Raw genomic sequence first — 26,493 nt, 5'->3', positions numbered from 1 at the left:
GCACTTTCGTTAGGCAGCTATGCTGCGATGGCGGATCGGTTTGACGAGTGTCGTTTGCCCGATGGCACGCTACGACCATGTTGGAAAAGCATTGCTGATGAGGTCACGAGCCTTGGCAAGTCGGGGCTGAACGACCGCGAATCGCAGATTGAACAATTGATTCGCGAGAACGGGTCAACGTTTCAGATCGACACTGGTGAAGGCACGCAGACACGCCCTTGGCAATTGGCGACCGTGCCGATGGCTATCGCGGAGCAAGATTGGAACCGGTTGGCTACCGGACTTGCTCAACGGACGCGTGTTCTGGAAGCCATCCTGGCTGATTTGCTTGGGCCTCAACGGCTGATTCGTGAACGCGTTTTGCCACCGGAGTTGTTGTGGGACAACCCTCGTTTCCTTCGTGTCTATCACAACCTTCCGGTGTCCGCCGGTCATCGGCTGCATCTGGTTGGTTTCGATGTTGCTCGTGCCAGCGATGGTGCATGGTGGGTCACGGGTGATCGGACCCGGGCGCCGAGCGGTTTGGGCTACCTGCTCGAGAATCGAATTGTTCACGGACGCATTTTTCCGCATCTCAGTCGCACCGCCAACGTGCGTCGGCTGGCATCCTTCTTCGGATCGATGCGACGTCATTTTCGATCGCTCGCGCCTCGTCAAAACGATAACCCACGAGTGGCATTGCTGACTCCCGGCCACGGCAGCTATCGCGATTTCGAAGACGCCTATCTCGCTCGGTATTTGGGATACACCTTGGTCCAAGGCCGCGATTTGGCGGTTCGCGGTGAACGGTTGCATTTGAAAACGTTGGGCGGGTTGCTTCCGATCGAAGTCCTTTGGCGGCATGTGTCTGATCGAAAGTGCGATCCGTTGGAATTGGAGCCTCATTCAACCGAGGGTGTCACCGGATTGCTGCGATGCAAACGTGGCGGTCAATTGGCGGTTGTGAATTCGATCGGAACTGCGATCGCTGAGATGCCCGCACTGATCCCATTCTTACCGGCTGCGGCGAAGTTGTTGTTGGGTGAAACGTTGCAATTGCCCAGCGTGGCGACCTATTGGTGCGGGGCGGAAAAGGAACGTCGGTATGTTTTGGAACATCTCGATGAATTGGTTCTGCGAGATGCGTTCGCGGTCAGCGACACGCGGCCGGTGATGCCGGTTCGATGCACCGCCGAAGAAAAGGAAGCTTTGGTTCGTCGCATCAAGGCCCAACCCAATCGATTTGTTGGGCAACATCGGTTGTCTCACAGCGTCACACCGGTGTGGCATCGAGAGCGATTCGAACCATGGCACGTTTCACTTCGGACGTTTGTGCTGCAAACCAAGACCAACATCGAAGTGTTGCCGGGTGCACTCGCCCGTGTCAGTCCGAAAGAAGATCTGCTGAGCAACTCGCCGACACAGGGTCAACTGACGCAGGATTGTTGGATTGTCAGCGACAAACCGGTCGACCACGAAACCACATTGCTCTCCAACGACGATCGCACAATCGTTCTGCGACGCAGTGGAGCTGAGTTGCCCAGTCGTGTTGCGGAACATCTGTTTTGGTTGGGGCGTTACGTAGAACGTTGTGAGTCCATCGCGAGATTGCTGCGAACGACATTGGCTCGTCTCGTAGGCGAAGACGAACTCAACGATCTACCTGAGATGACGAGACTGGTGGCTGCTTTGGCGGCCGTTGGACAACTTGAACCTGACTACGCGATTGAGGGCCTCGACGGCGCCATGCCTCAATTGGATAGCGTGCTGCCGTCCAGTGTCTTCGACACCGCCAATCCGCGTGCCCTGCAAAATTCGGTCGCCAGCGCCCTGCACAACGCGACGGCCGTTCGCGACCGGATCTCACTGGATGCCTATCGCATTTTCCAAAGCATTCACGCGGATATCTCGGGTTCGCGAAGACCGACGACGGTCAACGTCTCGCGAGCGATGGAACGGCTCAACCGTTTGATCACTCACTTGATGGCGTTCAGTGGATTGACCGCGGAGAGCCTGACAAGAACACATGGATGGCGTTTCGTCTTGCTGGGACGTCGTTTGGAACGCGCCGATCAAACCGCCGAGTTGTTACTTGCTACGATGGCTCGTCCGGTCGCTGACGAAGTTGGATTGTGCGAGAGCATTTTGGATGCGACCGACAGCTTGATGACCTATCGATCGCGTTATCTGTCATTGGTTCGTCCGGCACCCGCGATTGATTTGATGGTCACGGATGAAACCAACCCAAGGTCGCTGCGTTTTCAGCTCAACGACATTCAGCAGTTGCTCAGTGATCTACCGACGGAACCAGGCCGTGTCGCATTGGGCGCTGACGAACGATTGGCTCGTGAACTTCAGCACCCGTTGTTGATCGCGGACGTTGCGACTCTCACTGAGGTCAACGCGTCGGGCAACCGAGTGGAACTTCAGCGGTTGTTGGAATTGGTTCAAACAAAGATTCCTCAATTGGCAAACGCGATTGCTGGACGATACCTCATTCATACTGCACCCGAGCAGACTTTGACTGGCGATCGCGAACAATCACTGGATGAATCCTTGATGCCTCCCGAAGCAACTCAAAGGTGAATTCAATGCCTCGGTCGGTCACTTACGACATCGTTCATGAGACGAAGTACACCTACAGCGAGCCCGTCGCGGTTTGTCTGAATCAGCTTCGCATGCGTCCGCAGACACGGCCTCCGTCGGTGGTATGCAATCAATGCAACGTCACCATCGAACCGGCACCGGCCAAAGTGGATACGCACCCGGACTACTTTGGCAACGTCGTTGATTCGTTTGCGATCGAATCGCATCATGAATCTTTGATGGTCAAAGTCACCAGTCAGGTGCAGGTCAGTGCGGTGAATCCCTTTGATTCGCCGAGCATTCCGACGGTGGCGGAAGTCGTCCATGCAATTCGAACCGGCCAGACCGAAGCCGATCTCTTTGCCAAGGAATACGTGTTCGCCTCCCCTCGCATTCCCTTGGCCGCTCACTTCGCCGAATATGCCAGGCCGATTGTGAACGATGCCTCATCGATCTTGGACGCGGTGTTGCAACTGACCAAACACATCCACAATGACTTTCAGTACGATTCCACCGCCACGGATGTCACCACAACGACCCAGTCTGCGTTTGAGCTAAAGGCGGGTGTGTGTCAGGATTTCTCGCACGTTCAAATCGCCTGTTTGCGAAGTCTTGGGTTGCCCGCCCGGTACGTCAGTGGCTATCTGCGAACGTTGCCTCCGCCGGGAAAACCTCGTTTGATCGGCAACGATGAATCCCATGCCTGGATCAGCGTCTACGCGGGCGAAGCACTGGGATGGATCGACTTTGACCCAACCAATGCATGCCAGATTGGCCTCGATCACATCCCGGTTTGCGTTGGTCGCGACTACGACGACATCAGTCCTATGCGAGGCATCGTGCTGGGCGGTGGCCAGACGACGTTGGCCGTGAAGGTGGACGTCGCACCGGTCGAACTGCCAACCGAAGTGGGGCCACCTGCCTGACGCATCCTTGAAAGTCCCAACGCTTCAACGCCTCTTTGTCTGAGCAGCCTCGAAGTGGCACCCATTCAATCTCTCTCTCAATCATTCGTGGCTCGCGCCTACCGGCGTCCACAGAGATCCGTCCATTGGGCGAACCGAGGCCGTTTCGATCGAATTTTCGCCCCGGATGGGGCCGTCGTGGGGACTTGGATGGGATTGCTGTGTCGCCCTTCGGGCTATGTCGAGCCGAACGATGGCAACCGACGATCCAGTAGCAAGAATGCTACCGAATCGCTCCGGCGCACAAGGATGGTCAAACGACCTCCGTCCCCTTCGATTGGCCGCTAGGTTCGCGCGGCAGCAACGCATTTGTCAAATGCATTCAGCGTACTACGGAGCTCGTCGTAATCAATTCCGCGACGGCAATTGTGAATCTGGTATTTGAGGTAGCGACGAATCGCAGATCGCTGCGATCGGTTGAACAAGTCACAGACATGGGTATCGCGATACTTGCCGCTGTCCGCCATTCGCTCGAGGTGGAACATGAAGGACTCAGATAGATTACCCCTTTCATCCTCGCCGCGAATCATAGTCGTGATGATAGTTGGAGTGTAGAAACGAAAGCCCAACGGATCGAGATAGCTGAGTGCGTGATGGCGTGTGTGGAGGTGAACCGACGGGACGCGCCGCCAATCAATCCGTTCCGCCCGTTCGGAAAGTGCATCGTCTTCAGGGTTCCCGTACCAGTCAGCGGAAGCAGCGGTATAGATATTGATGCCATCACCCAGTGACACGTAGCGAAACGCGTATGCGATGTAGTCGATCAGCCACTGCTTGAGCGTTAGTGCCAAGATGGAGACTCCAGCCACAAATGTCGGCGAACGGTATGCCTAACCGAGAACGCGTGATAATGATTTAAGCGGCCAATTCGTTTAGCTCGCGTTCTCCGATTCACCCGACGGTGCGTCGCTTCGTAGCAGGCTAATGGTTGGCTCGACGACACCCGCCGCCTGAACATTGTTGGCAACGGGAAGATTACCGATGCCCGGCGCGCTCAAAGCCATTGGTTCAACGCTCCTCGCGGTCCAGAGAAATCCAGTAAAGCCCAGGCAAAGCAAGACGGCGTGCGAATAGACCGACGTCCATTGGCTACCTCGGCGAGCAAGACGAAAGACAATGAGAATGTCCACTGCAACCACGATCAATACAATCGGCGTGTAGGCGGCAATGAAATCAGAGACCACCGCGATGCGCTCAAACTCTGGAGTGAGTTTCGTGCCGACAAGCCCGTAGAAATCTTGGAAGGACCAATGTATCTGGACGACCACGAGGTAGAGCGTGCCAAAGGAAAGCAAATGGACGATCGAAAGCGAGAACGCGGAAAGCCAATTTCCCTTTCGAAGCGGTTTGATTTCTGATTTGTCACCCATGTTTTAGTTCCAGATCGAAAGTGTGTGGATAGCGAAAGATCGATCGTGCCGGCGAACGAATTGCGATCGATGGAGGCACAAGAGGTGAAGGCATAGATCTTGCGTTGAACTTTGTTCCCGCACTGGGTTGGATGGGCAAGCGAATCAGGACGTCTGGTTCGCTAGAAATAGTCTACCAGATACGATTTTTGGCATGCCGGAAGAGCGGCCAGGCAAGCTGACTCTCCGGTGGGCGATCTTGCTCGTGTCGCTTTGCACTTTCTACCTGAGTTTGCAGGTACCAACCGTAAAGATTCTCTCCATTCACCAACGGTCATCTTGAACGGAGGGCTTGAACTTCAGCTAGATGACGCGTTTTAAACCGCGACGAACGAAGAAAGCTGAAAGAAAAATTGACTCAATCGCCGAATCCACGCGAAGTCAAATCCTGACTGATTCTGTACTTCGTCAGTCGATGTCGGGCAGGAATTGCCGGCGGAATCCATGTGGAATTTCCCGCCACCATTGTGATCGCCATCGCCCAATTGGCGCCCATGGACTTACTGGTGTGAGTTCGCATGATGCAGCACTGTCGTCAGCCCTATCTGTGTCGAACGTATAGACATTTATTGCGGCTCGTCGCCGGATAAAGCAAACGTAGTTGTTCCAGTAGTAGTCGGTCCCGAAGTCGGAATGGTTAAAGTTTAGCACGTCACGCCAAAGCTTCGCCCCAGCGATCGTGTAGTCGAATTGCCCGATGTAGGGAATACCATCCGTGGGGCCAATGCAATCCAGATCTTTGACGAAACGTTGAATTTCGAGTTGAGATTCATCGTTAATGATTCGCGTCAACTTCCGATCGCACAGCGTTCGTATCGCAGCCTTGCATGATGCGGCGGTTGGGACCGGAATGACGGTAGCGTCGACCAATCCTCGTGCATAACCCGGGGCGTTGTCTACGCGTCGTGGCTCGTAGTGCACGAGATTGAGCATCACGTATTCCGCGAGGGTGAGTCCGAATTCAGTCAGCGTGTTGCAAAGCGAGTCGTTTACGTTGGATCTCAAGAATCGAGCGGCTTGAGCGTTTGCCGCAGAGCATTTTGTTGATGCGTGAAATGCACAGAATGTTTGGGTTAACCGGGTCGGGAGTATTGATCCACCACGTGGAAACGCACGCCATCCCGACTCCGCGTGCAGTACGCCCAATATGGGCGTGATCTTGTGGGGTGCCCTTCCTTCGGGAAGCCAATCCCCTGTACTTAGTTCCGGTTTCTTTCGAGGAGTCAGTATACCAAATGTAACTCTGAAGAAAGACAGTACGAGGCCATTCACCTAGCAACCCGGAGCAACTGCGGGGCGGTGACAAACCGTGGGGAAAGTTTGGTGGGTGGCACCAAACGGGCGCCTTTTGTCCGAGTCGCCATGGCGATGCAAGCAAATCCGCTTGGAGAAAACGAGCAGCATTTATTTGCATGGGGCCAACTCACTGGGATAGGCTGGCTTCCCGGTTGGCGTGGCGGAGGCGGAGGTGGCTGGCATTGGGACGAGCCACACGTTTCGTCATATCGTGGCGTCATCGCTGGTAGACTGGTCGATTGGTTTTGCTGTTTGTCTCCCTTGGAAAGAGCGATGGGTTCCTTTTCTCGACGAAATGTTTTGCGTGCCGCGGGTGTTTCGGTGGGCTTGCCGGCGTTTGCATCGTTGTCTGCCAAGGAAACGTCTGCCGGAGAAACCAAACGCGAACCGGCGGGGATCAAAGCGAAACGACGGATGGTCTGCATCGGCAACATGCTGGGTTTCTATCCCGACGCGTTTTGGCCCAAGCAGCCCGCCGAGAATGCTTCCTCGTCCAGCACGCCATTGAGCCAAGGGTTGGTCGAGCATCATCAGATGCAGTTCGGCGAATCCAGCCAATCTCTCGCTGAGATTGAAGATCAACTGACCGTGATCTCGGGATTGGACCACGGATTCAAAGGCGGGCACTTTGCGATTCATGCGTTCTTGTCGGGTGTTCGTCAAGTCGACGCGCACACGATGCCAATGGCCAACATCACTTTCGATCAGTTCGCGGCCCAATCGATTTCTGGGCAAACCAGGTTTCCGACATTGACGATTGGAAGTGAGTCTGGGATCCACGGCGGGTGTCAGCTTTCCTGGACGCGAAGTGGAACACGAGTGCCACCGATCCCCGGCCCACAACAGTTGTTTGAAAAACTATTTGTTGGTACCGATCCGAAAAAGAAGCAAGCCGCCGCGGAACGCATTGGACTGCAGAACTCGATCTTGGATTTGGTGCATTGGAACGCGAACGACCTCAAGAAGCGATTGAACCAACAGGACCGCCACAAGTTGGACGAGTACCTGACTTCAGTACGTGATGTGGAAGAACGGTTGGCTTTGCGTCGAAACTGGATCGATGTTCCCAAACCCGAAGCTCCGTTTGATTCCCCGAAGAATCGCAATCTCGTCGAAGACTTGCCGCTGCTGTATGACCTGATCGTGTTGGCGTTGCAGACTGACTCAACACGAATTGCGACGCTTGAAATTGGCGGCGACTTCAATCCAAATGACTTGGGTATCAAAGGCGGCTACCACGCCTTGTCGCATCATGGCCAACGCCAAGAGAACATCGACAAACTGGTCGCGATCGAGCGTTACCAAGTCGAACAGTTCACACGATTCATCAACAAACTTGCGAGCACCCACGATGAGTATGGACCACTGCTCGATCAGACTTCGGTGTTGTTTGGAAGTGGGATGGGCAACGCCAATTCTCACACCAATTCCAATTTGCCACTGGTCGTCGCCGGCGGTGGTGGCAAGCACGGGCGATTGTTGGCGTTTGATGAGAGAGCCAAAGACCGTCCGCCTTTGACGAACCTGTACGTCTCGATGCTACAAGACTTCGGGATCGAGACCGATGCATTCGCGACCAGCACCGGAACGCTGCGAGGTTGGACGTGATGCTGTCGTCGCATGTGTTTCGGCTATTGGTCGTCTGCGTTTTGTTGCAACCGTGTGGTGGCGCGCTGGCGAAGGAAGCTCAGCCAATCGATCCGGTTGGGTTTCTCGAGAACTATTGCATTGATTGTCATACAGCCGACGATCCGGCGGGTGAGCGAGATTTCGAGTCTCTTGATTTGGACGACTCGCACTGGGACACGCAATTGGCATTGCAGGAAGCGATCGATCAGTTGACGCTTCGATCGATGCCGCCTGAAGATGGTGATCAACCGTCCGAGCAAGTACGCTTGGCCGCGATCGACGTGTTGACTCAGCAATTGACTCGAATGCGTCAGGAATCAAACAGCACCAACGGTCGCACCGTGCTGCGACGACTTTCCCGTCGTGAATATCGAGAAACGGTTTCTGATCTGCTCGAGATCGACATGACCATGTTTGATCCGACACACGAGTTTCCGGCGGACAATTTGTCGGAGCACTTCGACAATGTGGGTGACACGTTGGTGATGTCCGAGCACTTGTTGGAGCGTTACCTCGATGCGGCCGAACAGTGTATCGCCAAAGCCATCGGTCCGAGCGAGCGACCCAGGACTCAGGAATGGAGGTTTCATCGCAAGTTCCCGCAGCAAGCAGAACTGAGGACGGCCCACGCTCGTGCGTTTCTGAATCGATATTTGTGTCTCTACGATCATCCATTCAACGACAAAACGGAGGGTGGATACGGCCACATCGAAGCGTTTGTTGGAGGCGTTCCGGTCGATGGCGTTTATGAGGTTTGGGTGCATGCGAAGGCGATGCACCGGGACACGAAATACAGCGAACGAGCGGTCAAAATCGACTTAGAAGAACCGTTCCGATTGGGAATTCGACCTGGTGACTCCAGTATCGGCGACATGCCTCACCGGCAACCCATCCAGCCTTTATTGGCGGAGTCCGTGGTTTCGGACGACGAGTTCAAGTGGATTCGATTCGAGGTGCCGCTGGATCGAGGGTTCGTTCCGCGATTCACGTTTGAAAACGGAATGCATGATGTTCGCGGATCGTTCGCCCGTATCTACCGAATGCATTTTAATTTGCTTCCTCAAGAAATTCGCGACACGCGTGGCATCTTTGAACAACGCATTGCCATTATCAGCGAAGGGACACTTCCACACTTGCGAATTGATGAAGTGAAGGTTCGCGGGCCGCTCGATGTGGAATGGCCTACCAAGAGTCAGCAGGCTCTGTACGGCGGCGACATAACCGGCGAAGAACACTGGGCCGAATCAGAGGTGCGGGATCGGATCGAACGATTCGCATCGAGAGCCTACCGGCGTCCGGTTACTGAAACCGAGGTTGAAGGCTTGGTTGCGTTTTTCGATTCACGAAAAGCATTTGGACGCTCGTCGGATCAGGCCTACGGCGACACCGCCAAAGCGATTCTTTGCAGCCCTTCGTTCTTGTATTTCCAAACATCAACGACGGAAGACGGACAGCTTTCGGATCATGCGTTGGCGGAACGTTTGTCGTACTTCCTGACATCGAGCATGCCCGATGAAACACTGCGTCAATTGGCTGATGAGGGAAAGCTCAACGATCCCGAGACTCTGCGGCAACAAACTCGGCGACTGCTCGCCTCAGAGACGTCCGATGAGTTTGTTGCCGACTTTCTCGACAACTGGTTGGATCTTCGTTCGCTTGGTTCGATGCCGCCGGACCCAAGGGAGTTTGCCGCTTTCTACTCGGGTGATTTGCAAGTCGACATGAAAACCGAGACTCGAATGTTCTTTCGAGACTTGATCGATCGAGATGCTTCGCTGAACGAGTTGCTGACCGCTTCGCATTCCTTCCTCAATCGCGACTTGGCCAAGCTGTACGGCGTCGACGATCACTTCCCGCCAGAGGATGCCTCGGGGTTCCGACGCTTTGATTTCGCACAGTCGCCCGTCCAAAGAAAGCTTGGCCGCGGTGGGTTGTTGGGCCAGGCCAGTATTCTGACAGTGTCTGCCAACGGCATTGAAACATCGCCCGTGACTCGCGGGGTTTGGTTGCTGGAAAATGTGCTCGGGACACCCACGCCACCGCCGCCGGATGATGTGCCCGCGATCGAGCCTGACACGCGTGGTGCGAAAACGATCCGCGATCAGCTGTTGAAGCATCGTGAGGATGCGACTTGCTTTCAGTGCCACCGAAAGATCGATCCGCTCGGTTTCGCGATGGAAGGCTTCGACGCGATTGGTCAGTCACGGAAGGTTTACAACATCAAATCAGGACGACCGATTTTTACGTCCGGCGAACTTCCCGGTGGTGCCAAGTTTGATGGACCCGAGGGATTGAAGCAGCAACTGGTCAAGCGGAAGGATTTCATCGCTCGGACGGTTACCGAGCGGTTGCTAACGCATGCACTCGGACGACGAATGGAACCAACTGACCGTGCAGCGGTGGATGCGATCCTGATGCCGCTCAAGGGGGAGGACTACCCGACCGCTCAGTTGATTGAGTCCATCGTGACCAGCGAACTTTTTCGTCGCTGATCAGGACTGATTGTCGCGCCAAGTTGGACGTCGACGTCGGGCTTTTGGGTGGTGGTACACCAGATCAAAGGTCGCGTCACGGGCCGACAGTTTCTTGCCATCAGGACGGTCGGTGGGACGAAACACCTTCGCACGCAGACGCTTCTTTTCATCGAATTGGTCATCGTCCAATTCGAATTCGACATAGGAATCAATGTCGAATGTCTCGCCGTTGTAGGCTTCCCACGCTTTGAAGTGGAAGAAGACGTCTTCGCGGAAATCGTCCGAGTCGATGAAGCCGTATTCGCCTTCGGGCTTGATGACTTTGATGCGGCCCAAGCGGCGTTTCTGAATGCGAAACGGCTTTTCCGTATCGTCGGAATGGTCTGTTCGAGGTCGGTTCATACGGTCAGTTTAACTCGGCCGATCCAGGAACGTCAGTCGTATCCAGCCAACGAGCGACTGAATTTGCCGTCGCACGACGGATCATGCGGGGCCACATCATCGCGTCATCTGAATTTAAAAGATCTGATGTGGCAGGAATTCGGTGCCAAATTCCCTCTTCGATCTCATTTTCGAGCTGTTCGGCGGTCCAACCCAAATGGCCGATGATCAACCGGTAGGGAAGGTCGCTGGATTTCATCAACGCTTCCAAATTTTCGCGTTGAGCGGCGACAAAGATGCCTTCGCCGGTTTCGGCTTCCGCCAATTCGCGGTTCGAATGAACGGCCACAATCGGCCCCGACAACGGTCCACCAAAGTGCAACGAGGAACCATTTGCGAGCTTTCCTGAAAGGAGTTGCTGTGCCAGTTGGTCTTTCTGGTCGCCCGAAATCACGACCGAGGGAACACCCGAAACAGGGTGTTCGATCGAATCGGATGATGGATCAATGGTGCTATCGCCTTCGGATGTCTCGTCCAAATCTTCCGCGTTCCAACGAGGGATTTTCGGCGTTTCTTGCGGAGTCCCCTGGATGGTGATCGCACCCGCCATGGCTTGCATGGGGCGGTTGAGCATCAATCCAATGGCGTGTTCGGTGTCTTCGTGGACCATCAGGCAAACCGCTTGGTTCAGCACCGTGCCATCGACCAACGTCGAGCTGACCAGCAAATTACCCGCTTGAACGTTTTGCATGTGAATTCCAATTGGACGGAGAAGAGGGTGGTTGCCAAAAAGACAGTCACCCGTGAAGACTGCTGAGTAGATAGGCAAGCGGCGCGCCAAAAGCGATCTTGCGACCTCCCGAGTTCTCTTAAAGCCCCTGATTTCCGGTCTCAAACTGCTATGAGCGATTTCATCCCACCCGCCATGGACCAAATGCGAAAGAACTACTCTTTGGGAGGGCTGCATGAAAACGACGCGAAATCCGACCCTTTGGTTCAGTTTCAGTCTTGGTTTGAAGAAGCGTTGGAGGATGTTCCAAACTGGTTCGAACCCAATGCGATGACGCTTTCAACGAGCGATGTCAGCGGCGATATCACCAGCCGCATCGTTCTTTTGAAGGGAGTCGAAGAGAAAAAGTTCCTCTTCTATACGAACTACGATTCGACCAAAGGATCGCAAATGCGAGCCAACCCGCGAGTTTCGCTGTGTTTGTTCTGGCCACACTGCCAACGCCAGGTCCGCATCCAAGGGACGGTGGACAAGGTCTCGCGTGAGATGTCGGAAACGTATTTTCATTCCCGTCCCCGCGACAGCCAATTGGGTGCTCACGTCAGTCAGCAGTCCTCGGTCATCGACTCTCGTGAAGCGATGGAGTCATCGTTGGCGCAATTGAAAGCTCGCTATCCCGAAGGCACCCAGATCCCATTGCCTGAGAATTGGGGCGGCTATGCGGTGACTCCAATGAGCTTTGAGTTTTGGCAAGGACGGCCGAGTCGGTTGCATGATCGTTTGGTTTACAAACGCGACGACGCCGACTCAAACGATTGGGTGATGCAGCGTCTGTCGCCCTGACGACGACCGAATTCTGGCGAATCCGGCTACAGGGAAGTCGGCTACAGGGAATCAGGCTACTGTGAATCCGATTATTGGGAAGTCGAATGGCTGCTTCCGTCTGATCACTGTTGGCTCGATTGAGCCTGCTGGATTTGCAGAGTCGACTTCGCATCGGTTGATTCATCGTTCGGATCGGGTGGTCGAACCGTGATCGACAAATTGATGGATCGATAGGTGCGGTTGAATTCTTCCACAAACAAGTCCTGGTGCGTTGGTGGCATCAGCAAGGGACCCTCCGCGTGGCCGCCTTGAAACAGGATCGCATCGCCAGGAAGAGTCTCTCGCCAACTGCTCATGATCTTGATTGAACCCAGGCTGCGTGCGAATCGTTCGGGTGAGGAAATCCGAGTGTCTTGTCGACTCGGTTGATGATCGTTTCACCATGGAAGTAACGTCGAAGATTGACGCAAGCCAAATCGTTTGAGTCATCGACTCGGCGAGCGGATTGAGCGCCGACGTGTGGCGTGATCAACACGTTGGGATCGTCCCACAACGGGCTGTCTTCGGGCAATGGTTCGGTGTAGGTCACATCGACGCCGGCCCCTGCCAAATGACCGCTTTGCAAAGCATCGATCAGGGCTTCTTCGTCGAGCACTTGGCCGCGAGCCACGTTGATCAGGTAGCCGCCCGGTTTCATCGCGGCAATCTGTTCCGCTCCGATCCATTTGCGAGTCGAAGCGTTCAGCGGCAACGTCAGAATCACAATGTCGCTGGCGGCGAACAGATCGTTGACGCGCTCGGCTGGCCAAAGCGTTTCCACTTCGGTCGGGCAATCTTCGGGGTAGTAATCCGTCGCGATGAGACGAACATCCCATGGTGCAAGCTTCGCCGCGATGGCTCGCCCGTTGCCACCCAGACCAACAATGCCAATGGTCTTTCCGCGAAGATCGTCGGTGGGAAGGCGAATGAATTCGCGTTTGGGCCGGGCTCGTTCAAACAGCCCAATGCGTCGCAAAATGCCGAACAACAATGCGAATGTTTGCTCGGCGACTTGAGGTGCAAACAGTCCCGAGGCACTGCTGACCATGATGTTTGGATTGGCAATCACGCCAGGAACAAGGCAGTGATCCAGGCCGGCGGCACTGGATTGAATCCAACCCAAGCGTCCGGCCGCCAACACGCGATCCCAGTCGACGGGAACCTTGGCATGGCCGATGAAGATGTCTGCCGTGGGAAGCAATTCGTCGATGCGTTCCTGACCCGCATCCACAACCTCGACGTCGTGGTTGAGTTGGCAGTTCGGGTCCGCCTTCAATTCCGCGAGCGTCGTTTCGAGTTGTTCGATGTGTCGCGGCAGGGCGGGGTAGCACAAGACGACTCGGCGAACCGAGTCGATCTCACTGAGCGGCAATCGTTCACGCGGTTGCGACATTGACGAACACCTTCAGGGCATCTTTGTCTTCGACCAACAAACGCATCATCTCTTTGTAGTTGTCGAGGCCATCAACCGGGTTGGTCAGGATTTTCTCCAACACACCTGGGAACATCATGTCACCAAGTGCGAGGTCACGAATGCCCATTTCAAAGTGGCCGCGGTTGGCGTTGACGCTGCCGAGCAAGAGCTTGTTGCCGAGCACCCATTCCAAGTTGATCTTGTCCGAAGGAACTTCGGTTTTGCGTTCGCCACCGGTGATGCCGGTCCAAACCACAACGCCATTGTGCCCGATGTGTTCCATCGCTTCGAAGGCCAGCGGGCTGAATCCGGTTGCGTCGACAATCAAATCGGGACGACCGGTCTTGGCGACCAATTCCGTCATGGATGTTTGTGAGGTGCTGACATAGGTCGATTCCATTCCTTCGACGATTTCAGCCTTCAGGTTGGGAGCTTCACCGCGGGCGAGCGTAAAGACCTCGAGTCCGCGAAGCTTCAGCACCAACGTGGTCAGCAAACCGATTTGTCCGGCGCCCAAGACGTAAGCGACCTTGGGGTTCCAAACCTTCATTCGGCGTTGAGCTTCGTAGGCTTGGTGCACCGCTTTGGCTGCACAGCTCATTGGTTCTTGCAACACGTGCAGGTGTTGCAAGCCTTGTGGCACACGAACGATGTATTCTTCTTCGTCGACGAAGTACTCGGTCAAGAAACCATGACGCAGGTTGATGCCGCGTTCGTAGTAGGTTTCTTCGCTGGTCATGTCGTTGGTGCCGATCAGGTCATAGATCGAATTACCAGGACGGCGGACGGTGGCGGTCACATAGTCGCCGGGTTTGACTCGTTTGACGTTCTCACCAACCGCTTCGACGACGCCGAAGCATTCGTGGCCGATGACCAAATAATCGTCACCGTCGGGAGCGTTGCCGTAGAGGGCGTCATTGATTTCGCGGTCCGTCGCGTCGACGCCCACCTTCAAGACTTTGACCAGCACACCCAGGCCGTCGGCGACTTGGTCAACCGAGGGACGAGCGATCTCTTGCATGTGAACACTGTTGGGAGTTCCCGGCTTGACCGCGACGGCTTTCATCAAAAAATCCACTCATCTGGGGGTGTCGAAGAAATATTGGAGGCCGCTTTCGACCCCGCCAATCGGTTCGGAAGACAGAATCGCCCTCAAACCGCCCAGATCCTAACGAGACGGCGAATTTCCCGTGAGGGGGTTCTCTATGTATTTTTCACAAGAACGGTTGTCAAAAATCAAAGGATTGGAATACTGGAGGTATGGCAACATCTCCTTCCACTTCTGATTCGACCACCGACACGTCGACCGAAGGCCCCATTTCGGTGGTGACTTCGCGATCGCAACCGGCGGTCAATGCAGCAGCGGTTCGGAGTGTGGATCGTGAGTTGTTGCTTTGTCTTCGCAGTGGCAAGCCGAAGGCGATCGGTGATTTGACGGAACAATTGGGCGTGACCGCGACGGCGGTTCGGCAGCGTGTCGAACGGTTGCTCGAGGTTGGGTTGATCGCTCGAGAGAAAGTCGTTGCTGGTCGTGGTCGGCCGACTTACCACTACGTTTTGACGCCCGCGGGTTATCGCCGAGCGGGTGCGGATGCGACCGAATTGGCCGAGGCCATGTGGGCGGAGATCGTCGCGATGGCTGACGGTGATGTTCGCGAACAATTGATTACCGCGATCGCGTCTCGACTGGGGCGTCAATTTGCCGCGGCATTGCGAGGCGATGCTGATGGCGTTGCGGTTCACGACGAAAAGAAGCCGTCGTGTTCGTGCCAGCAAATTGGTGCGGACCAAGATTCGTTCCAAGAACGGATGCAGCGATTGACGGCAATGCTGCAAACGAAGGAGATTTCGGCCTCGCTGATCGAGCCGGCTTCTCAACAAGACGGTGTCCTGCCGGTTTTGGACATCGAGGCATGTCCTTATCCAAGTTTGACCGCTGCGGCGGGCGACCGTTCGATGTGCCGACTCGAAGAACAAATGTTATCCGAAGCTTTGGGCGAAGACGTTCATCTGAGCAGCTGCCGGATGGACGGCGACTCCTGTTGCCAGTTTTCAACCAAATCGGACAACGAACCCAATTCACCCTCCAATTCCGAATCGGGCTGAGAGAACCAGACTCACCGATTTCGCTATACGACCAACTGTTATCTCTTGAAGGCTTGTCTTGCCATGAACCACATCCTGAAAATCGAAAACCTGCACGTCTCCGTCGGCGACAAACCGATTCTGCGTGGGGTCAACCTGACGATCAAACACGGCGAAACACACGCCTTGATGGGACCCAACGGGAGCGGCAAAAGCACGCTCGGTTTGGCGATCATGGGTCACCCCGGCTACACGGTCACCGAAGGCAGCATCACGTTGGACGGCGAAGACGTCCTTGCGATGGCACCCGATGAACGTGCTCGCACCGGAATCTTCATGGCGTTCCAACGTCCCATGGCGATTCCCGGCGTGAAGATGGCTGACTTCCTTCGTCACGCAACGACCAACGTTCGCAACCCAGACCGTAAAGAAGGCGAAGAGTTGATTCCGATGCGGGAATTCCGCAAGGAACTGAAGGAAAAAATGGCTCACTTGCGTATGGATGTTGAGTTCGCACGTCGCTATGTCAACGATGGGTTCTCCGGCGGTGAAATGAAGCGAGCTGAGATCCTTCAACTCGCCATGCTGCAACCCAAATTCGCCGTTCTCGATGAAACGGACTCGGGATTGGATGCCGACGCGGTGCGTTTGGCTAGCGAATCGATCGCTGACATCGGCCGCGAAAAGATGGGTCTGTTGATCATCACGCACCACGACAAATTGTTGGTGCACAACCCGCCCGAGTTCACACACGTGATGCTCGGTGGCCGTCTGGTTGAAACCGGCGGCAAAGAATTGGCCGTGGAATTGCACGAGCATGGTTACGACCGAATCCGCAAGGCGTACCCCGAGGCCGAAGCTGCTAACCAAGAAATGTTGGCCGAAGAAACCGCGGTCTGATTGATCGCGACGATTCCTACCGAGACAGACTCCACACCAAGCCCACTGAGCTTTACCTATGGCGACCGACGTCACTGAAAACGACCAAATCGGCGAAATCAATAAGTACAACTTCCGCACCGAAACCACCGGTGTCTTCAAAGCCCAGAAGGGCCTGAGCGCGGAAGTCGTCAATCAAATTTCGGACATCAAGAACGAACCCGATTGGATGCGTGAGTTCCGGCTGAAATCTTTGGCCGAGTTCGAATCGCGACCGATGCCCAAATGGGGCGGGGCGCTCGATTTGGATTTCCAAGACATCTACTACTATCTCAAACCGACCGGCCAGTCCGAGAAGTCTTGGGACGATGTTCCCCAAGAAATCAAAGACACGTTTGACAAGCTGGGCATTCCCGAAGCCGAGAAGAAGTTCTTGGCCGGCGTGAAGGCACAGTTCGAAAGCGAAGTCGTTTACGGATCGTTGCAAGAAGACCTCGCCAAACAAGGCGTGTTGTTCACCGATACCGACACCGCGGTTCGCGAACATCCTGAATTGTTGCGTGAGTACTTCGGCAAAGTCATCCCGCCGACCGACAACAAATTCGCCGCACTCAACAGTGCGGTTTGGTCCGGCGGTTCGTTCATCTATGTGCCACCTGGCGTGCAGATCGAATTTCCTCTGCAAGCTTACTTCCGTATCAACGCGGAAAGCATGGGCCAATTCGAACGAACGTTGATCATCGTCGACGAAGGTGCCAGCATTCACTACGTCGAGGGCTGCACCGCTCCGATGTACACGACCGAATCGCTGCACAGCGCCGTTGTGGAAGTGATCGTCAAAAAGGACGCTCGTTGTCGCTACACGACGATCCAAAACTGGGCCAACAACATCTACAACCTCGTGACCAAACGCGCTTATGCGTACCAGGACGCGACGATGGAGTGGGTCGACGGAAACCTTGGCAGCAAACTGACGATGAAGTACCCCGCTGTTCACATGATGGAACCCGGTGCTCGTGGCGAGATCCTTTCGATCGCGTTCTCGTCCGCTGGTCAGCACCAAGATGCTGGTGCGAAGCTTGTGCACGCGGCTCCGAACACAACGGGCCAAATCATCAGCAAATCGATCAGCAAGAACGGCGGTCGCAGCAGCTACCGCGGTTTGGTTCGCGTCGAACCGGGGGCTCACAACAGCAAGAACAACGTTGTCTGTGACGCGTTGATCCTGGACCCGGAAAGCCGCAGCGACACGTACCCCTACATCGAGATCGCCGAACAAGACGTTCAGATCGGTCACGAAGCCAGCGTTTCGCGAATCGGCGAAGAGCAAATGTTCTATCTGCTCAGCCGCGGTCTGACCGAATCAGAAGCCAGCACGATGATCGTCAACGGTTTCATCGAGCCGCTCGTCAAAGAGTTGCCGATGGAATACGCCGTCGAAATGAACCGATTGATCCAACTGCAAATGGAAGGCAGTGTCGGCTAATTCATCGTTGACACGCAAACACCAGTTGCTCGCGGCTTTACTTGGTCACACTTGAAATTGACGCATTGATAGCGGAAGGGCGCTAGCCCTCCGGTGACGCATCTGGCGGCTTGCTCCGCTCCGCTAAGACGATCTGATGCCCACCACACAAGCTGTTGCTTGGCGGTTGCCTATCGAGAGCGATTTCACCGAGCGACGTTCCTATTTTCAGCCACCGCAAAATACTCTTTTCACTTTTTCTCCATGACCACCACCTCGACCCTCACGTTTGATGCCGCGGGCTTCGAAGCCTTTCTCGCATCGCGGAAAGATGAACCGCAATGGTTGACCGATCTGCGACGGGAATCGTTTTCGCACGCCGACGCAATGGATTGGCCCGCTCGTCGTAGCGAAGAATGGATCCGCACGGACATTCGAACCTTCCAAATCAATAAGTTCGCTCCGCCGGTCGAAGCAACCGCGGGCGACGTCCCAGCCGTTCACCAGCTTCGTGATGGAGTGGAACCTGGCGGCGTTTTGGAAACCTACGACAGCCAAGTGGTTTCCGAATCGCTCGACGAAGAACTCGCCGCAAAAGGCGTGATCTTCGGCAGCTTGGAACGTCTGTGCCGCGAACAACCGGACAAGGTTCGCCCGTTCCTCTACACGGTCGTGGATCCTGACTACGACAAGTTCGCTGCACTGCATGCTGCGTTTTGGTCCGGTGGCCAATTCCTGTACGTGCCACGTGGCGTCGTGATCGAAAAACCAATCTACCTTGGTTCAACGCTGAGCGACGGCGGAACCGACACGGCTCACACATTGATCGTGTTGGAAGACGGCGCCGAAGCGACCGTTCTTCACGAGTGCAACAGTGCCAATCCAGAAGCGGCCGGTTTGCACATGGGTGCGGTCGAGCTGATTCAGAAACCTGGTTCGCATCTGCGGTACGTCAATGTCCAGGAATGGGGCCACAAGACGTATCACTTCGCGCACCAACAAGCGAACATCGACCGCGACTCGCAACTGCAATGGACCATCGCTGCGATGGGTTCGGGTCTGTCGAAGGTCAACCAATCGGTCGACATGGTGGGTGCCGGAGCCAACTGCCAAGTCAACGGCGTGATGTTCACGGAAGGCCGCCAGCACTTGGCCTACCACACCCAGCAATATCACCGGGCGCCGAACTGCCACAGCGACTTCTTGTACAAGTCCGCTCAGCAGGACAAGAGCCGTACCGTGTGGCGTGGGATGATCAAGGTCGACAAGGTCGCTCAGAAGACCGACGGATATCAACGCAACGACAACTTGGTCTTGTCCAATCATTCGCGAGCCGATTCGATTCCTGGATTGGAAATCGAAGCTGATGACGTGCGTTGCACGCACGGCAGCACGACGGCCAAGGTCGACGAAGAGCAAATCTTCTACGCTCGTTGCCGAGGCTTCACCCAGAAGGAAGCCACTCGCATGATCGTCAGTGGATTCTTCCAGCAGATCTTCGACCGGATCACGATCGAAAGCGTCCGCGACGCACTGGCCGCCGCGATCGCACGTCAAGTTCGCGAATACGAGTGATCTCGAGTTCCGTTCGTTTTAGCGGAGTGGCGCGAGCCGCCCGGTGAGAATCCAGAGCGGGCTGTTGATTTAATGAGCCGTACCGCGTTAGCGGCGGTTAGTCAGACGCCAACCGGGGCTAACGCCCATCGGCTAATGGTTGTCATTCGGTATGCGACTAAATCAACAGGCTGATAGGGCTCTCTGCCGCATGCCTGTAGCACGGTGGTCCCCCACCGTGACTTCTCCCAGAGCGTGAATTTAAGCACGTGAGCGGGAGTCATTGGGGTTGATCACGTCGCGGCGTCTCTCCGAGACGCTGTCATTTGCGAGTCTCAGAGAGCCTCGTCTAGTGAGGTTCTACCCGATCATTCCCGCCGACCTGCTAAAGTGGAAACGGGCAAGCAACAGGTGGATGAATTCTGACTTACAATGGTCAGGGTCATTCACCATGAGGCCCTCCATGACGCCAACCCAACGAATCGCACGGCTGCAGTGGTTTGCTTTGGGACTGCTTGCCTTCGGTGCAGTGATTCAGTTTTTAGGCAATGGAGCTCCCGCCGAGGTAGTGTCCAGTTTGGTGATGACGACCGGGTTCATGTGGTTCATCACTTGGTCAGCGATTCGGTGCGTTCTGTGTCCAGGGCGAATCTGGATCGATGTTTTGAAAACATGGCTGGTATCACACGCGCTTCTATTGTTGCTCACGACCGCGCATGTGTTGAGTTTGTGGGTTGAAGGTCGCTCGGCACGTGCGGCGGACTGGCCAGATCACTTGGCGTTGCTATCTGCGACTTCATTCGCAACCACGATCTCTTTGTTGGCCACTATGTTTTGGGTGGGCGGATGGAAGCTGTTTCGAATTCGCCTGCGTGATCGCGTGAGCGGCGACCCAATCACACCTGCGAAGGTTTCGTTGGTCGATCTGATGTTGTTGACAACCGTCGTCGCGGTCTACATCACGGTTGCTCGACTGCAACAGAAATTGGTCTTTGAACCGAATGAAGAATTCTTGGGACCATCCTTCGTTTTCGTCATTGTCTTGATTTTCAGTTTGACCGCGGGCTTGATGGGTTGGTTCGTCGTTCTATTGCCGACCTGGATATCGATGGCTCGGCATTGGAGCGTTCTTCGCCGTCGCATCGCTTGGACGGCGTTTTATCTCGCATGGGCGGTGTTGGCAGCGATTGCTTGGATTGGGAACTGGACGGAACCTGATTTCTGGATCACTTTTTCGGTAACCGCGGGCTGGATCGCATGCAATCTGATTTTGGTTCAATGGTTGGTCGTCAAACATCCAACTTTCATTGGGATCGAGTGGTATCGTTTGTCGAAGCTTCGGTCCGAAAAGGCGACTGATCCGCTCCGGTGACATCGTTCAGAACCTCGTGAAACCGGGCGGCCTTTTTGCGAGCATTCAGGTACAATTGAACAACGGTTTTCCGATCGTCAATTCACGCAGTCAAAATCAGTTTTCAATAGCGAAGCGTATGAGTTCTTCCCGCCCTTTCGATCCGTTGCGTTCCCGTGTGGCTCAGGCGGCCAGCACTTCGCCGGAGCAACGCGTGCTGGTGGGATTGGAACATTCAGAACTAGCGTTCCGCGTGGTGGAAGATGGTATTCGCGAGCGTGATCCACACGCCGATGAAGCGACGGTCAAGCGATTGTTGTTCGAGCGGATCGAGTTGATGCGTCGCATGCAAAACAGGGCCTTGTCGGAGCCGTGAATCTTCAACAATCGGTTTCGAGAATCATTGCCGCTCTCAATGAGGCTGGACTAGATTATATGCTCGTCGGATCGTTCTCGAGCATGTACTATTCATTTCCACGATCCACAACGGATGCCGACTTTGTGATCGGCACTGCTGATTTCGATATTCAGTCACTATCAAACTCGCTTGGCAGCGAGTTTAAGTTCGATCCACAGCTCTCTTTCGAGACTATTGGTGGTTCGATCAAGAATGAAATTCAAATCGTGGGCAGCCCCTTCCGAATCGAGCTGTTTCGTTTGACCGACCAAGCTTTTGATCAAGTACGGTTTGAACGTCGTCAAAAAGTCACCATTGCAGGCGACGAGGTTTGGATTCCGACACCAGAAGACGTCATTCTGCAAAAGCTCATCTGGTCTCGCCCCCAAGACAAGAATGATGTGCTGGGTGTGATCGCGGTGAACTACCAAGAGCTCGATCAAAGATATCTCCAAGAGTGGGCGGAAAAGCTCGGACTTGCCGAAGAGTTTACTAGCGCATGGGCGTTGGCGATCGAGTCAGTGAAATGAACGAAGGCGTTGAGAATAAAACCAGATTCTTGCTTACGACACACCTTGCTGGAAACAACCGGACACTTCTATGACATCCACACCGTTGCGTTTTCGTCCTCTGCTGAAGCAAACCATTTGGGGCGGACGCCGATTGGGCGAGATGCTGCACAAGCCCATCGGTGATGCGGACGACTACGCCGAAAGCTGGGAGATTGTCGATCATGGTGACGACCAGAGCGTCGTCACCGACGGCGAAATGGCGGGGCAATCGTTAGGGGAACTGTTTGCCAACCGTCGCGAGTGGTTGATGGGCAAGGACTGGGTGGAAGCCAACCCCAATGCGAACACGTTTCCCTTGCTTTTGAAGTTCCTGGATTGCAACCGTGTGTTGTCGGTCCAAGTGCACCCGGACGATGCCTACGGTGCGACGATGCAACCGCCGGATCTGGGCAAGACGGAAGCCTGGGTGATTCTGCACAGCGAACCTGACAGTGTGATTTACTCGGGGCTGAAGGCTGGTGTTGATCGCGAATCTTTGCGAGAGATGATGTTGGCGGGTGAGACCGATCGTGCGTTGCACTCGTATCATCCCGAAGTGGGAGATTGCGTTTTCATTCCTGCGGGAACGGTGCACGCTTTAGGTGGCGGATTGGTGGTCGCGGAGATTCAGCAATCCAGCAACACGACGTTTCGATTGTTCGATTGGAACCGCGTGGATGCATCGGGCAAATCGCGACCGCTGCACATTGAGTCGTCGCTGGAAGTGTCGGATTACGAACGCGGGCCGGTTGAGCCGATTCGCAAACCGATTCACAGCGGAACGGAAACGTTGGTCGAGTGTGACAAGTTTGTGCTGCGACGAGTGCATGGCAGCGATCAAACGATCGCCGGTGATGATCGTTGTCACTTGCTGACAGTGATCTCGGGCGAGGCGACTCTGTCGGGTGAAAACGGCCCGACGAAACTGGCCACCGGCGAGAGCGTGTTGCTGCCCGCCGCGTGCGACCAGATGGATTTGCAGGCCGGAGAATCCACCGTGCTGTGGATGTCACCACCGACCAGCATTTGATTCGAAGACTGTACCGAAAGAGCATTTTTTTCTAGCGGAGCGGCGCAAGCCTCCCGGTGCCTCGATACCGGAGGGCTCGCGCCCTTCCGCTACAAAGGGAACCTGGAGGTCGTCCTGCAACAGCTCTTTAGAAACGCGAAAGCGGGTTGTCGCGGTGTTTCAATGGAAACTGCACCACGGCACCGTTTTGACGGTGTGATTCGAGAACGGCGCAAACCATCTCGACCGTCGTTCGTCCTTGGCTGGCATCACAAAGTGGCTGGCGATCTTCGCGAATTGCGGCGACCAAATCGCGAGCTGGGAATCCATGGTGTTCCACCATTTGTCTCAGATCCTCTCGCGGTTCGGATTTGCCGATTCCCGCGGCGGTGATGGGGATCCAGGCGGTTGGTTCGGTTGGCGTTCGAAAGGGATTGCCAGGCAACAGATACGCCAGCGGACTCTTGTCGATATGAATCGCGATTGTGCCCTTGCTTCCAATCAGCCGCAGCCCAAACCCTGCGTTCTCGGTGCCGTCATTGGCGATGGAATCAAACGTCGCGACGACGCCATTTTTCATTTGATAGCGAGCATGCACGGCGTTGCCAGCCATCAGACCCAGACCTTCGCGACCTTCTTTGATGTCGGATGTTTTAACTAGCCGACCGTCTTGCACCAAAGATGCTGAGCAAGAGACCGGGTCACCCGCCAAATAGTGCGTCAGGTTCAGGACGTGGGTTCCCAAGACCCAGAGATCTTCGACGCCACCGCGATGATCACTCTTGCCTCGACCACGAATTTCGAGAAGGCGTCCGATTTCGCCGTCCTTGATCAGCTCACGTACCAACGGCAACGTGGGATGGTATCGGTTCCGATGAGCGATCGCGATTTTCGCGTTGTGTTGTTTGCAGGCGGCGATGAGTGAGTCTGCTTCCGCAGGTGTTCGAACAAATGGTTTCTCGATGTAAACGCCCCGGGCCCCGGACTGGATCGCCGCCATTGCCATTTCGTGATGCTGATCCACGTGTCGCGGGCACACCGCCACGATGTCAGGTCGAATTTCATCAAGCATTACGCGGTAGTCGTCATAGCCGCGATCCACCTTGAGCCGCTGTTGGGCTCGTTTCAGTCCTTCCGGGTTGGCATCCGCGATGGCCACCAGTTCGGTGTCGGGCAATCGTTTCCAGATGCTATCGAGTCCATGACCAAAGTCGCCGCGACCGGTGTGGCCAATCGCGACCGCTTTGAGTGAGTCTGATTTCGCTTGGGCGAGAGCGGGTGTGGCGAGGCTGGCCGCTGCAGTCGCGGCGAGAAAGTGTCGTCGTTGCATGATCGATCACTCAGAAGGCGGGGAGTTTGGTGGGAGCTTGGTGGGAGCTCGATCATAACTCGAAATCAAGCGTTCTGTTTGATGGGAGGTATTGTGCGCTGCTTCCCATGGCCGGCCCTCACCCTCGCGTACGCCTGAACGGCGTCGCTCGACCTAGTATATCGCTCTCCCCAAACTTCGTTTCAGGAGAGGTTGCTGTTGCAGATGCCTAACTCAAACTCCGCCCATCAAATTCACTTCTCGCCCAAGCCGACGATTTCGAGCAGTCGCAAGGCGTTGGTTGTCGGTGACACGCCGTCGCGCATTTTGTAGTCGAATGTCATTCGTTCATCGCCGCTGGCGTCGGGCGTGATGGTTTCGCGGAAGTGAACGGTGTGGGCGAGTTTCATCAGTTCCGGATCATCGGCGAGTTCCAAGTCGTGCGTCGTGATGGCTCCGATCGCACCTGCGTCGACTAGGAACCGCAGCACGCGTGCGACCGCGATCTGACGTTCGCGACTGTTGGTTCCTTGCAGGATCTCATCGAGCAAGAAGAACTGAATTCGATTGGTGGAACCAGCAGCACGTTGCTCGGCCAGTTTCCGGGCATGCGTAACGACGGCGGACAGACGATTCAGTTCTGCCATGTAATACGAGACGCCTTGGCTGAGGTCATCACTGACTCGGATGCTGGTTCCCATCTCGACGGGCGGCAAGCTCATGTGTCGACAACACACCGGTCCGCCGGCCATGGCCAGGGCGACGTTGAGTCCAGCACTTCGCAACATGGTGCTCTTGCCCGACATGTTGCTGCCGGTGACAAGCAGCAACGTACCCGTCGGACCAATCGTGACATCGTTGGTGATCCGTGCTTCGTCTTTGAGCAACGGGTGTCCGAGACCTTGGAACGCGATCGTGGATTCCTCTTCGAGCCACTGTGGCGAGGACCAATTCGGTGAATCGTGTTGCAGGGCGGCGATCGACATCAAAGCTTCGAGTTCGCCGAGAGCATCAAACCATTCGGGAATCTGGCTGGAGTAACGCGACTTCCAACCTTCCAGTCGGCGTAGCACACGGACGTCCCACAACCAAAACGCTTGCAGTGGCAGATACAACAAGAACGTGGATGCGGTTTGTTTTAGGCCGCCCATGCGAGCAATTTTGGCCAGTTCACGCATTCCCTGAGAAGCCGAATGGGAATCCTCGTCGTCACTGAGCAACGTTCGGCGAATATGAGCGGTCGGTCCGGCGGGATCGGTGGGTGATTCTGGCAGCCAATTTGCCGCATCGAAGAGCTCGGCGTAATCGTTGACGCTGCGTCGGGACGCCATCGCGATTTGAAAGATGGCCGCGACGGGGCCGAGCAAAAACGAGCCGATCGCCAGGTTCAACACCGCAATGCCAATCAACGCGTACATCCCCATCCGTGCCGCATCTTCTTGATCGGTAATCGTCCCGAAGATCATGCCGAAAACGATGAGGATTGCCACCACGGCGGTGAAGTTGCCCCATGGAATCAACCATCGATGGGGTGGCAACCAATTGGGTTCTTTGGACCACTGGACGAATGATTCCGGGTCACCGGTGCTGCCGCCAATGTCGCGGGCAAGCACATAAAACCGCAAACGGTTCTCAGGTTGATCGGCGAGGTATTTAACCGATGAATGCCGATCTTTCGCGAGCGGCGGATCGACGGGACTGCACAACCAATTCGCCAACGTTCGAACGCCGGGCGTGGTCGCGGCCATGGAAGTCAACTGGAACAGCGATGCGTCACCAACCAGATCAAGGTCACCCGCCAATGCTTGTTGCTCGGGCGTGAGTTGGATCTCCGACGAGCGAATGCCAACACTATCGCGAGCGAGCGATTTCCAATCACGTTGCAATCTGGCCTGCAATCGATGCAAGGTTCGTGAGTGGTTGCGAAGCAACTGCATTTGTTCGCGAACGGTTTCGTTGCGAACGACGGTCACCAAAAATGCGATCAAGGATCCTGCGGCCACGCAGATCCAAATCGTGTGTTGGGTGGTGAGTGAAAAACCGATGCCCAGAACCAGCCCGACGAAAAACACCATTCGCCAAACGGCAAAACGTGAGTCGGAAGTTTCGAGATCCTTCAAATCGTGATCGATGGTCTCGATCTGGGAAGCGTAGTCGGACATCCGT

Annotated in this window: 23 protein-coding genes; 13 read left to right on the top strand and 10 right to left on the bottom strand. The window is 55.3% G+C overall.

Annotated elements, in window-relative coordinates; translation table 11 throughout:
- Positions 1–27 precede the first annotated feature (27 nt).
- The gene (locus tag RB_RS20610; RefSeq protein WP_231846509.1) at positions 28–2,565 is read left to right on the top strand and encodes a circularly permuted type 2 ATP-grasp protein; all 2,538 of its coding nucleotides are present in this window, start codon (positions 28–30) and stop codon (positions 2,563–2,565) included.
- Positions 2,566–2,570: 5 nt separating this feature from the next.
- On the top strand, positions 2,571–3,491 hold the full coding sequence (locus RB_RS20605) for a transglutaminase family protein (protein WP_007333019.1): 921 nt from the start codon (positions 2,571–2,573) through the stop codon (positions 3,489–3,491).
- A gap of 323 nt (positions 3,492–3,814) precedes the next feature.
- Here RB_RS20605 and RB_RS20600 read toward each other — a convergent pair whose 3' ends face one another.
- From RB_RS20600 to RB_RS20590, 3 genes are all read right to left on the bottom strand, one after another.
- The gene (locus RB_RS20600; protein WP_231845836.1) at positions 3,815–4,321 is read right to left on the bottom strand and encodes a DUF6714 family protein; all 507 of its coding nucleotides are present in this window, start codon (positions 4,319–4,321) and stop codon (positions 3,815–3,817) included.
- A gap of 81 nt (positions 4,322–4,402) precedes the next feature.
- Positions 4,403–4,825, bottom strand: a complete 423-nt coding sequence (locus RB_RS20595; protein WP_231845835.1) for a hypothetical protein — start codon at positions 4,823–4,825, stop codon at positions 4,403–4,405.
- A 522-nt stretch (positions 4,826–5,347) separates the two neighbouring features.
- Positions 5,348–5,944 (bottom strand): hypothetical protein, encoded by a 597-nt coding sequence (locus RB_RS20590; RefSeq protein ID WP_164921255.1) that lies wholly within the window; start codon positions 5,942–5,944, stop codon positions 5,348–5,350.
- 564 nt (positions 5,945–6,508) lie between these two features.
- Between RB_RS20590 and RB_RS20585 the strand changes: the two genes are divergently transcribed.
- On the top strand, positions 6,509–7,843 hold the full coding sequence (locus tag RB_RS20585) for a DUF1552 domain-containing protein (protein WP_164922300.1): 1,335 nt from the start codon (positions 6,509–6,511) through the stop codon (positions 7,841–7,843).
- Positions 7,843–10,356 carry a DUF1592 domain-containing protein gene (locus RB_RS20580; protein WP_164922964.1) on the top strand — a complete coding sequence of 838 codons (2,514 nt, stop codon included), beginning with the start codon at positions 7,843–7,845 and terminating at the stop codon, positions 10,354–10,356. The genes RB_RS20585 and RB_RS20580 overlap by 1 nt, the downstream gene beginning before the upstream one ends.
- On the opposite strand, the gene RB_RS20575 is transcribed toward RB_RS20580, so the two are convergent.
- Both RB_RS20575 and RB_RS20570 read right to left on the bottom strand, forming a co-directional pair.
- Positions 10,357–10,740, bottom strand: coding sequence for a cold shock domain-containing protein (locus tag RB_RS20575; protein WP_007329795.1), 384 nt, complete (start codon positions 10,738–10,740; stop codon positions 10,357–10,359).
- Between the two features lie 4 nt (positions 10,741–10,744).
- On the bottom strand, positions 10,745–11,470 hold the full coding sequence (locus RB_RS20570) for a YqgE/AlgH family protein (RefSeq protein WP_164922299.1): 726 nt from the start codon (positions 11,468–11,470) through the stop codon (positions 10,745–10,747).
- Between the two features lie 150 nt (positions 11,471–11,620).
- On the opposite strand from RB_RS20570, the gene pdxH reads away from it, so the two are divergent.
- A complete protein-coding gene (pdxH, locus tag RB_RS20565) occupies positions 11,621–12,292 on the top strand; it encodes a pyridoxamine 5'-phosphate oxidase (protein ID WP_011122568.1) in 672 nt (223 codons plus the stop codon).
- A 104-nt stretch (positions 12,293–12,396) separates the two neighbouring features.
- On the opposite strand, the gene RB_RS20560 is transcribed toward pdxH, so the two are convergent.
- The 3 genes from RB_RS20560 to RB_RS20550 are packed head-to-tail and all read right to left on the bottom strand — an operon-like array spanning position 12,397 to position 14,805.
- Positions 12,397–12,630 carry a hypothetical protein gene (locus RB_RS20560; protein ID WP_011122567.1) on the bottom strand — a complete coding sequence of 78 codons (234 nt, stop codon included), beginning with the start codon at positions 12,628–12,630 and terminating at the stop codon, positions 12,397–12,399.
- The gene (locus RB_RS20555) at positions 12,627–13,706 is read right to left on the bottom strand and encodes a D-2-hydroxyacid dehydrogenase (protein ID WP_011122566.1); all 1,080 of its coding nucleotides are present in this window, start codon (positions 13,704–13,706) and stop codon (positions 12,627–12,629) included. Before RB_RS20555 ends, RB_RS20560 begins: the two co-directional genes overlap by 4 nt.
- Positions 13,690–14,805, bottom strand: a complete 1,116-nt coding sequence (locus RB_RS20550; RefSeq protein ID WP_007329800.1) for a glucose 1-dehydrogenase — start codon at positions 14,803–14,805, stop codon at positions 13,690–13,692. The genes RB_RS20555 and RB_RS20550 overlap by 17 nt, the downstream gene beginning before the upstream one ends.
- A 182-nt stretch (positions 14,806–14,987) precedes the next feature.
- Between RB_RS20550 and RB_RS20545 the strand changes: the two genes are divergently transcribed.
- From RB_RS20545 to RB_RS20505, 8 genes are all read left to right on the top strand, one after another.
- Positions 14,988–15,833 (top strand): helix-turn-helix transcriptional regulator, encoded by an 846-nt coding sequence (locus RB_RS20545; protein WP_007329801.1) that lies wholly within the window; start codon positions 14,988–14,990, stop codon positions 15,831–15,833.
- A 63-nt stretch (positions 15,834–15,896) separates the two neighbouring features.
- Positions 15,897–16,712, top strand: a complete 816-nt coding sequence (gene sufC, locus RB_RS20540) for a Fe-S cluster assembly ATPase SufC (RefSeq protein WP_007329802.1) — start codon at positions 15,897–15,899, stop codon at positions 16,710–16,712.
- A gap of 58 nt (positions 16,713–16,770) precedes the next feature.
- Positions 16,771–18,177, top strand: a complete 1,407-nt coding sequence (gene sufB, locus RB_RS20535; RefSeq protein ID WP_007329803.1) for a Fe-S cluster assembly protein SufB — start codon at positions 16,771–16,773, stop codon at positions 18,175–18,177.
- A 243-nt stretch (positions 18,178–18,420) separates the two neighbouring features.
- Positions 18,421–19,731 (top strand): Fe-S cluster assembly protein SufD, encoded by a 1,311-nt coding sequence (gene sufD, locus RB_RS20530; protein ID WP_164922298.1) that lies wholly within the window; start codon positions 18,421–18,423, stop codon positions 19,729–19,731.
- A 442-nt stretch (positions 19,732–20,173) separates the two neighbouring features.
- Positions 20,174–21,082, top strand: coding sequence for a hypothetical protein (locus RB_RS20520; protein ID WP_164922296.1), 909 nt, complete (start codon positions 20,174–20,176; stop codon positions 21,080–21,082).
- 118 nt (positions 21,083–21,200) lie between these two features.
- Positions 21,201–21,437, top strand: coding sequence for a hypothetical protein (locus RB_RS20515; protein WP_164922295.1), 237 nt, complete (start codon positions 21,201–21,203; stop codon positions 21,435–21,437).
- Positions 21,434–21,988: a nucleotidyltransferase gene (locus tag RB_RS20510; RefSeq protein ID WP_007329807.1), complete on the top strand. Its 555-nt coding sequence runs from the start codon at positions 21,434–21,436 to the stop codon at positions 21,986–21,988. The genes RB_RS20515 and RB_RS20510 overlap by 4 nt, the downstream gene beginning before the upstream one ends.
- A 70-nt stretch (positions 21,989–22,058) precedes the next feature.
- On the top strand, positions 22,059–23,039 hold the full coding sequence (locus RB_RS20505; RefSeq protein WP_011122560.1) for a type I phosphomannose isomerase catalytic subunit: 981 nt from the start codon (positions 22,059–22,061) through the stop codon (positions 23,037–23,039).
- A gap of 127 nt (positions 23,040–23,166) precedes the next feature.
- On the opposite strand, the gene RB_RS20500 is transcribed toward RB_RS20505, so the two are convergent.
- Both RB_RS20500 and RB_RS20490 read right to left on the bottom strand, forming a co-directional pair.
- Positions 23,167–24,348 carry a Gfo/Idh/MocA family protein gene (locus tag RB_RS20500; RefSeq protein WP_011122559.1) on the bottom strand — a complete coding sequence of 394 codons (1,182 nt, stop codon included), beginning with the start codon at positions 24,346–24,348 and terminating at the stop codon, positions 23,167–23,169.
- Between the two features lie 233 nt (positions 24,349–24,581).
- The gene (locus RB_RS20490; protein ID WP_164922294.1) at positions 24,582–26,489 is read right to left on the bottom strand and encodes a MutS family DNA mismatch repair protein; all 1,908 of its coding nucleotides are present in this window, start codon (positions 26,487–26,489) and stop codon (positions 24,582–24,584) included.
- Positions 26,490–26,493 lie beyond the last annotated feature (4 nt).

The sequence above is a fragment of the Rhodopirellula baltica SH 1 genome, assembly GCF_000196115.1.
GTDB classification, from domain to species: Bacteria; Planctomycetota; Planctomycetia; order Pirellulales; family Pirellulaceae; genus Rhodopirellula; species Rhodopirellula baltica.
This window is presented reverse-complemented; position numbering and strand designations above follow the sequence as displayed.

Excerpts from the sequence above, each read along its gene's own strand:
- sufC (WP_007329802.1), top strand. The coding sequence starts at position 15,897 with ATGAACCACATCCTGAAAATCGAAAACCTGCACGTCTCCGTCGGCGAC.
- RB_RS20575 (WP_007329795.1), bottom strand. The coding sequence starts at position 10,740 with ATGAACCGACCTCGAACAGACCATTCCGACGATACGGAAAAGCCGTTT.
- RB_RS20555 (WP_011122566.1), bottom strand. The coding sequence starts at position 13,706 with ATGTCGCAACCGCGTGAACGATTGCCGCTCAGTGAGATCGACTCGGTT.
- RB_RS20560 (WP_011122567.1), bottom strand. The coding sequence starts at position 12,630 with ATGAGCAGTTGGCGAGAGACTCTTCCTGGCGATGCGATCCTGTTTCAA.
- RB_RS20520 (WP_164922296.1), top strand. The coding sequence starts at position 20,174 with ATGACGCCAACCCAACGAATCGCACGGCTGCAGTGGTTTGCTTTGGGA.
- RB_RS20580 (WP_164922964.1), top strand. The coding sequence starts at position 7,843 with ATGCTGTCGTCGCATGTGTTTCGGCTATTGGTCGTCTGCGTTTTGTTG.
- RB_RS20585 (WP_164922300.1), top strand. The coding sequence starts at position 6,509 with ATGGGTTCCTTTTCTCGACGAAATGTTTTGCGTGCCGCGGGTGTTTCG.
- sufB (WP_007329803.1), top strand. The coding sequence starts at position 16,771 with ATGGCGACCGACGTCACTGAAAACGACCAAATCGGCGAAATCAATAAG.
- RB_RS20610 (WP_231846509.1), top strand. The coding sequence starts at position 28 with ATGGCGGATCGGTTTGACGAGTGTCGTTTGCCCGATGGCACGCTACGA.
- RB_RS20605 (WP_007333019.1), top strand. The coding sequence starts at position 2,571 with ATGCCTCGGTCGGTCACTTACGACATCGTTCATGAGACGAAGTACACC.
- RB_RS20570 (WP_164922299.1), bottom strand. The coding sequence starts at position 11,470 with ATGCAAAACGTTCAAGCGGGTAATTTGCTGGTCAGCTCGACGTTGGTC.
- RB_RS20490 (WP_164922294.1), bottom strand. The coding sequence starts at position 26,489 with ATGTCCGACTACGCTTCCCAGATCGAGACCATCGATCACGATTTGAAG.
- sufD (WP_164922298.1), top strand. The coding sequence starts at position 18,421 with ATGACCACCACCTCGACCCTCACGTTTGATGCCGCGGGCTTCGAAGCC.
- RB_RS20545 (WP_007329801.1), top strand. The coding sequence starts at position 14,988 with ATGGCAACATCTCCTTCCACTTCTGATTCGACCACCGACACGTCGACC.
- RB_RS20515 (WP_164922295.1), top strand. The coding sequence starts at position 21,201 with ATGAGTTCTTCCCGCCCTTTCGATCCGTTGCGTTCCCGTGTGGCTCAG.
- RB_RS20505 (WP_011122560.1), top strand. The coding sequence starts at position 22,059 with ATGACATCCACACCGTTGCGTTTTCGTCCTCTGCTGAAGCAAACCATT.
- pdxH (WP_011122568.1), top strand. The coding sequence starts at position 11,621 with ATGAGCGATTTCATCCCACCCGCCATGGACCAAATGCGAAAGAACTAC.
- RB_RS20500 (WP_011122559.1), bottom strand. The coding sequence starts at position 24,348 with ATGCAACGACGACACTTTCTCGCCGCGACTGCAGCGGCCAGCCTCGCC.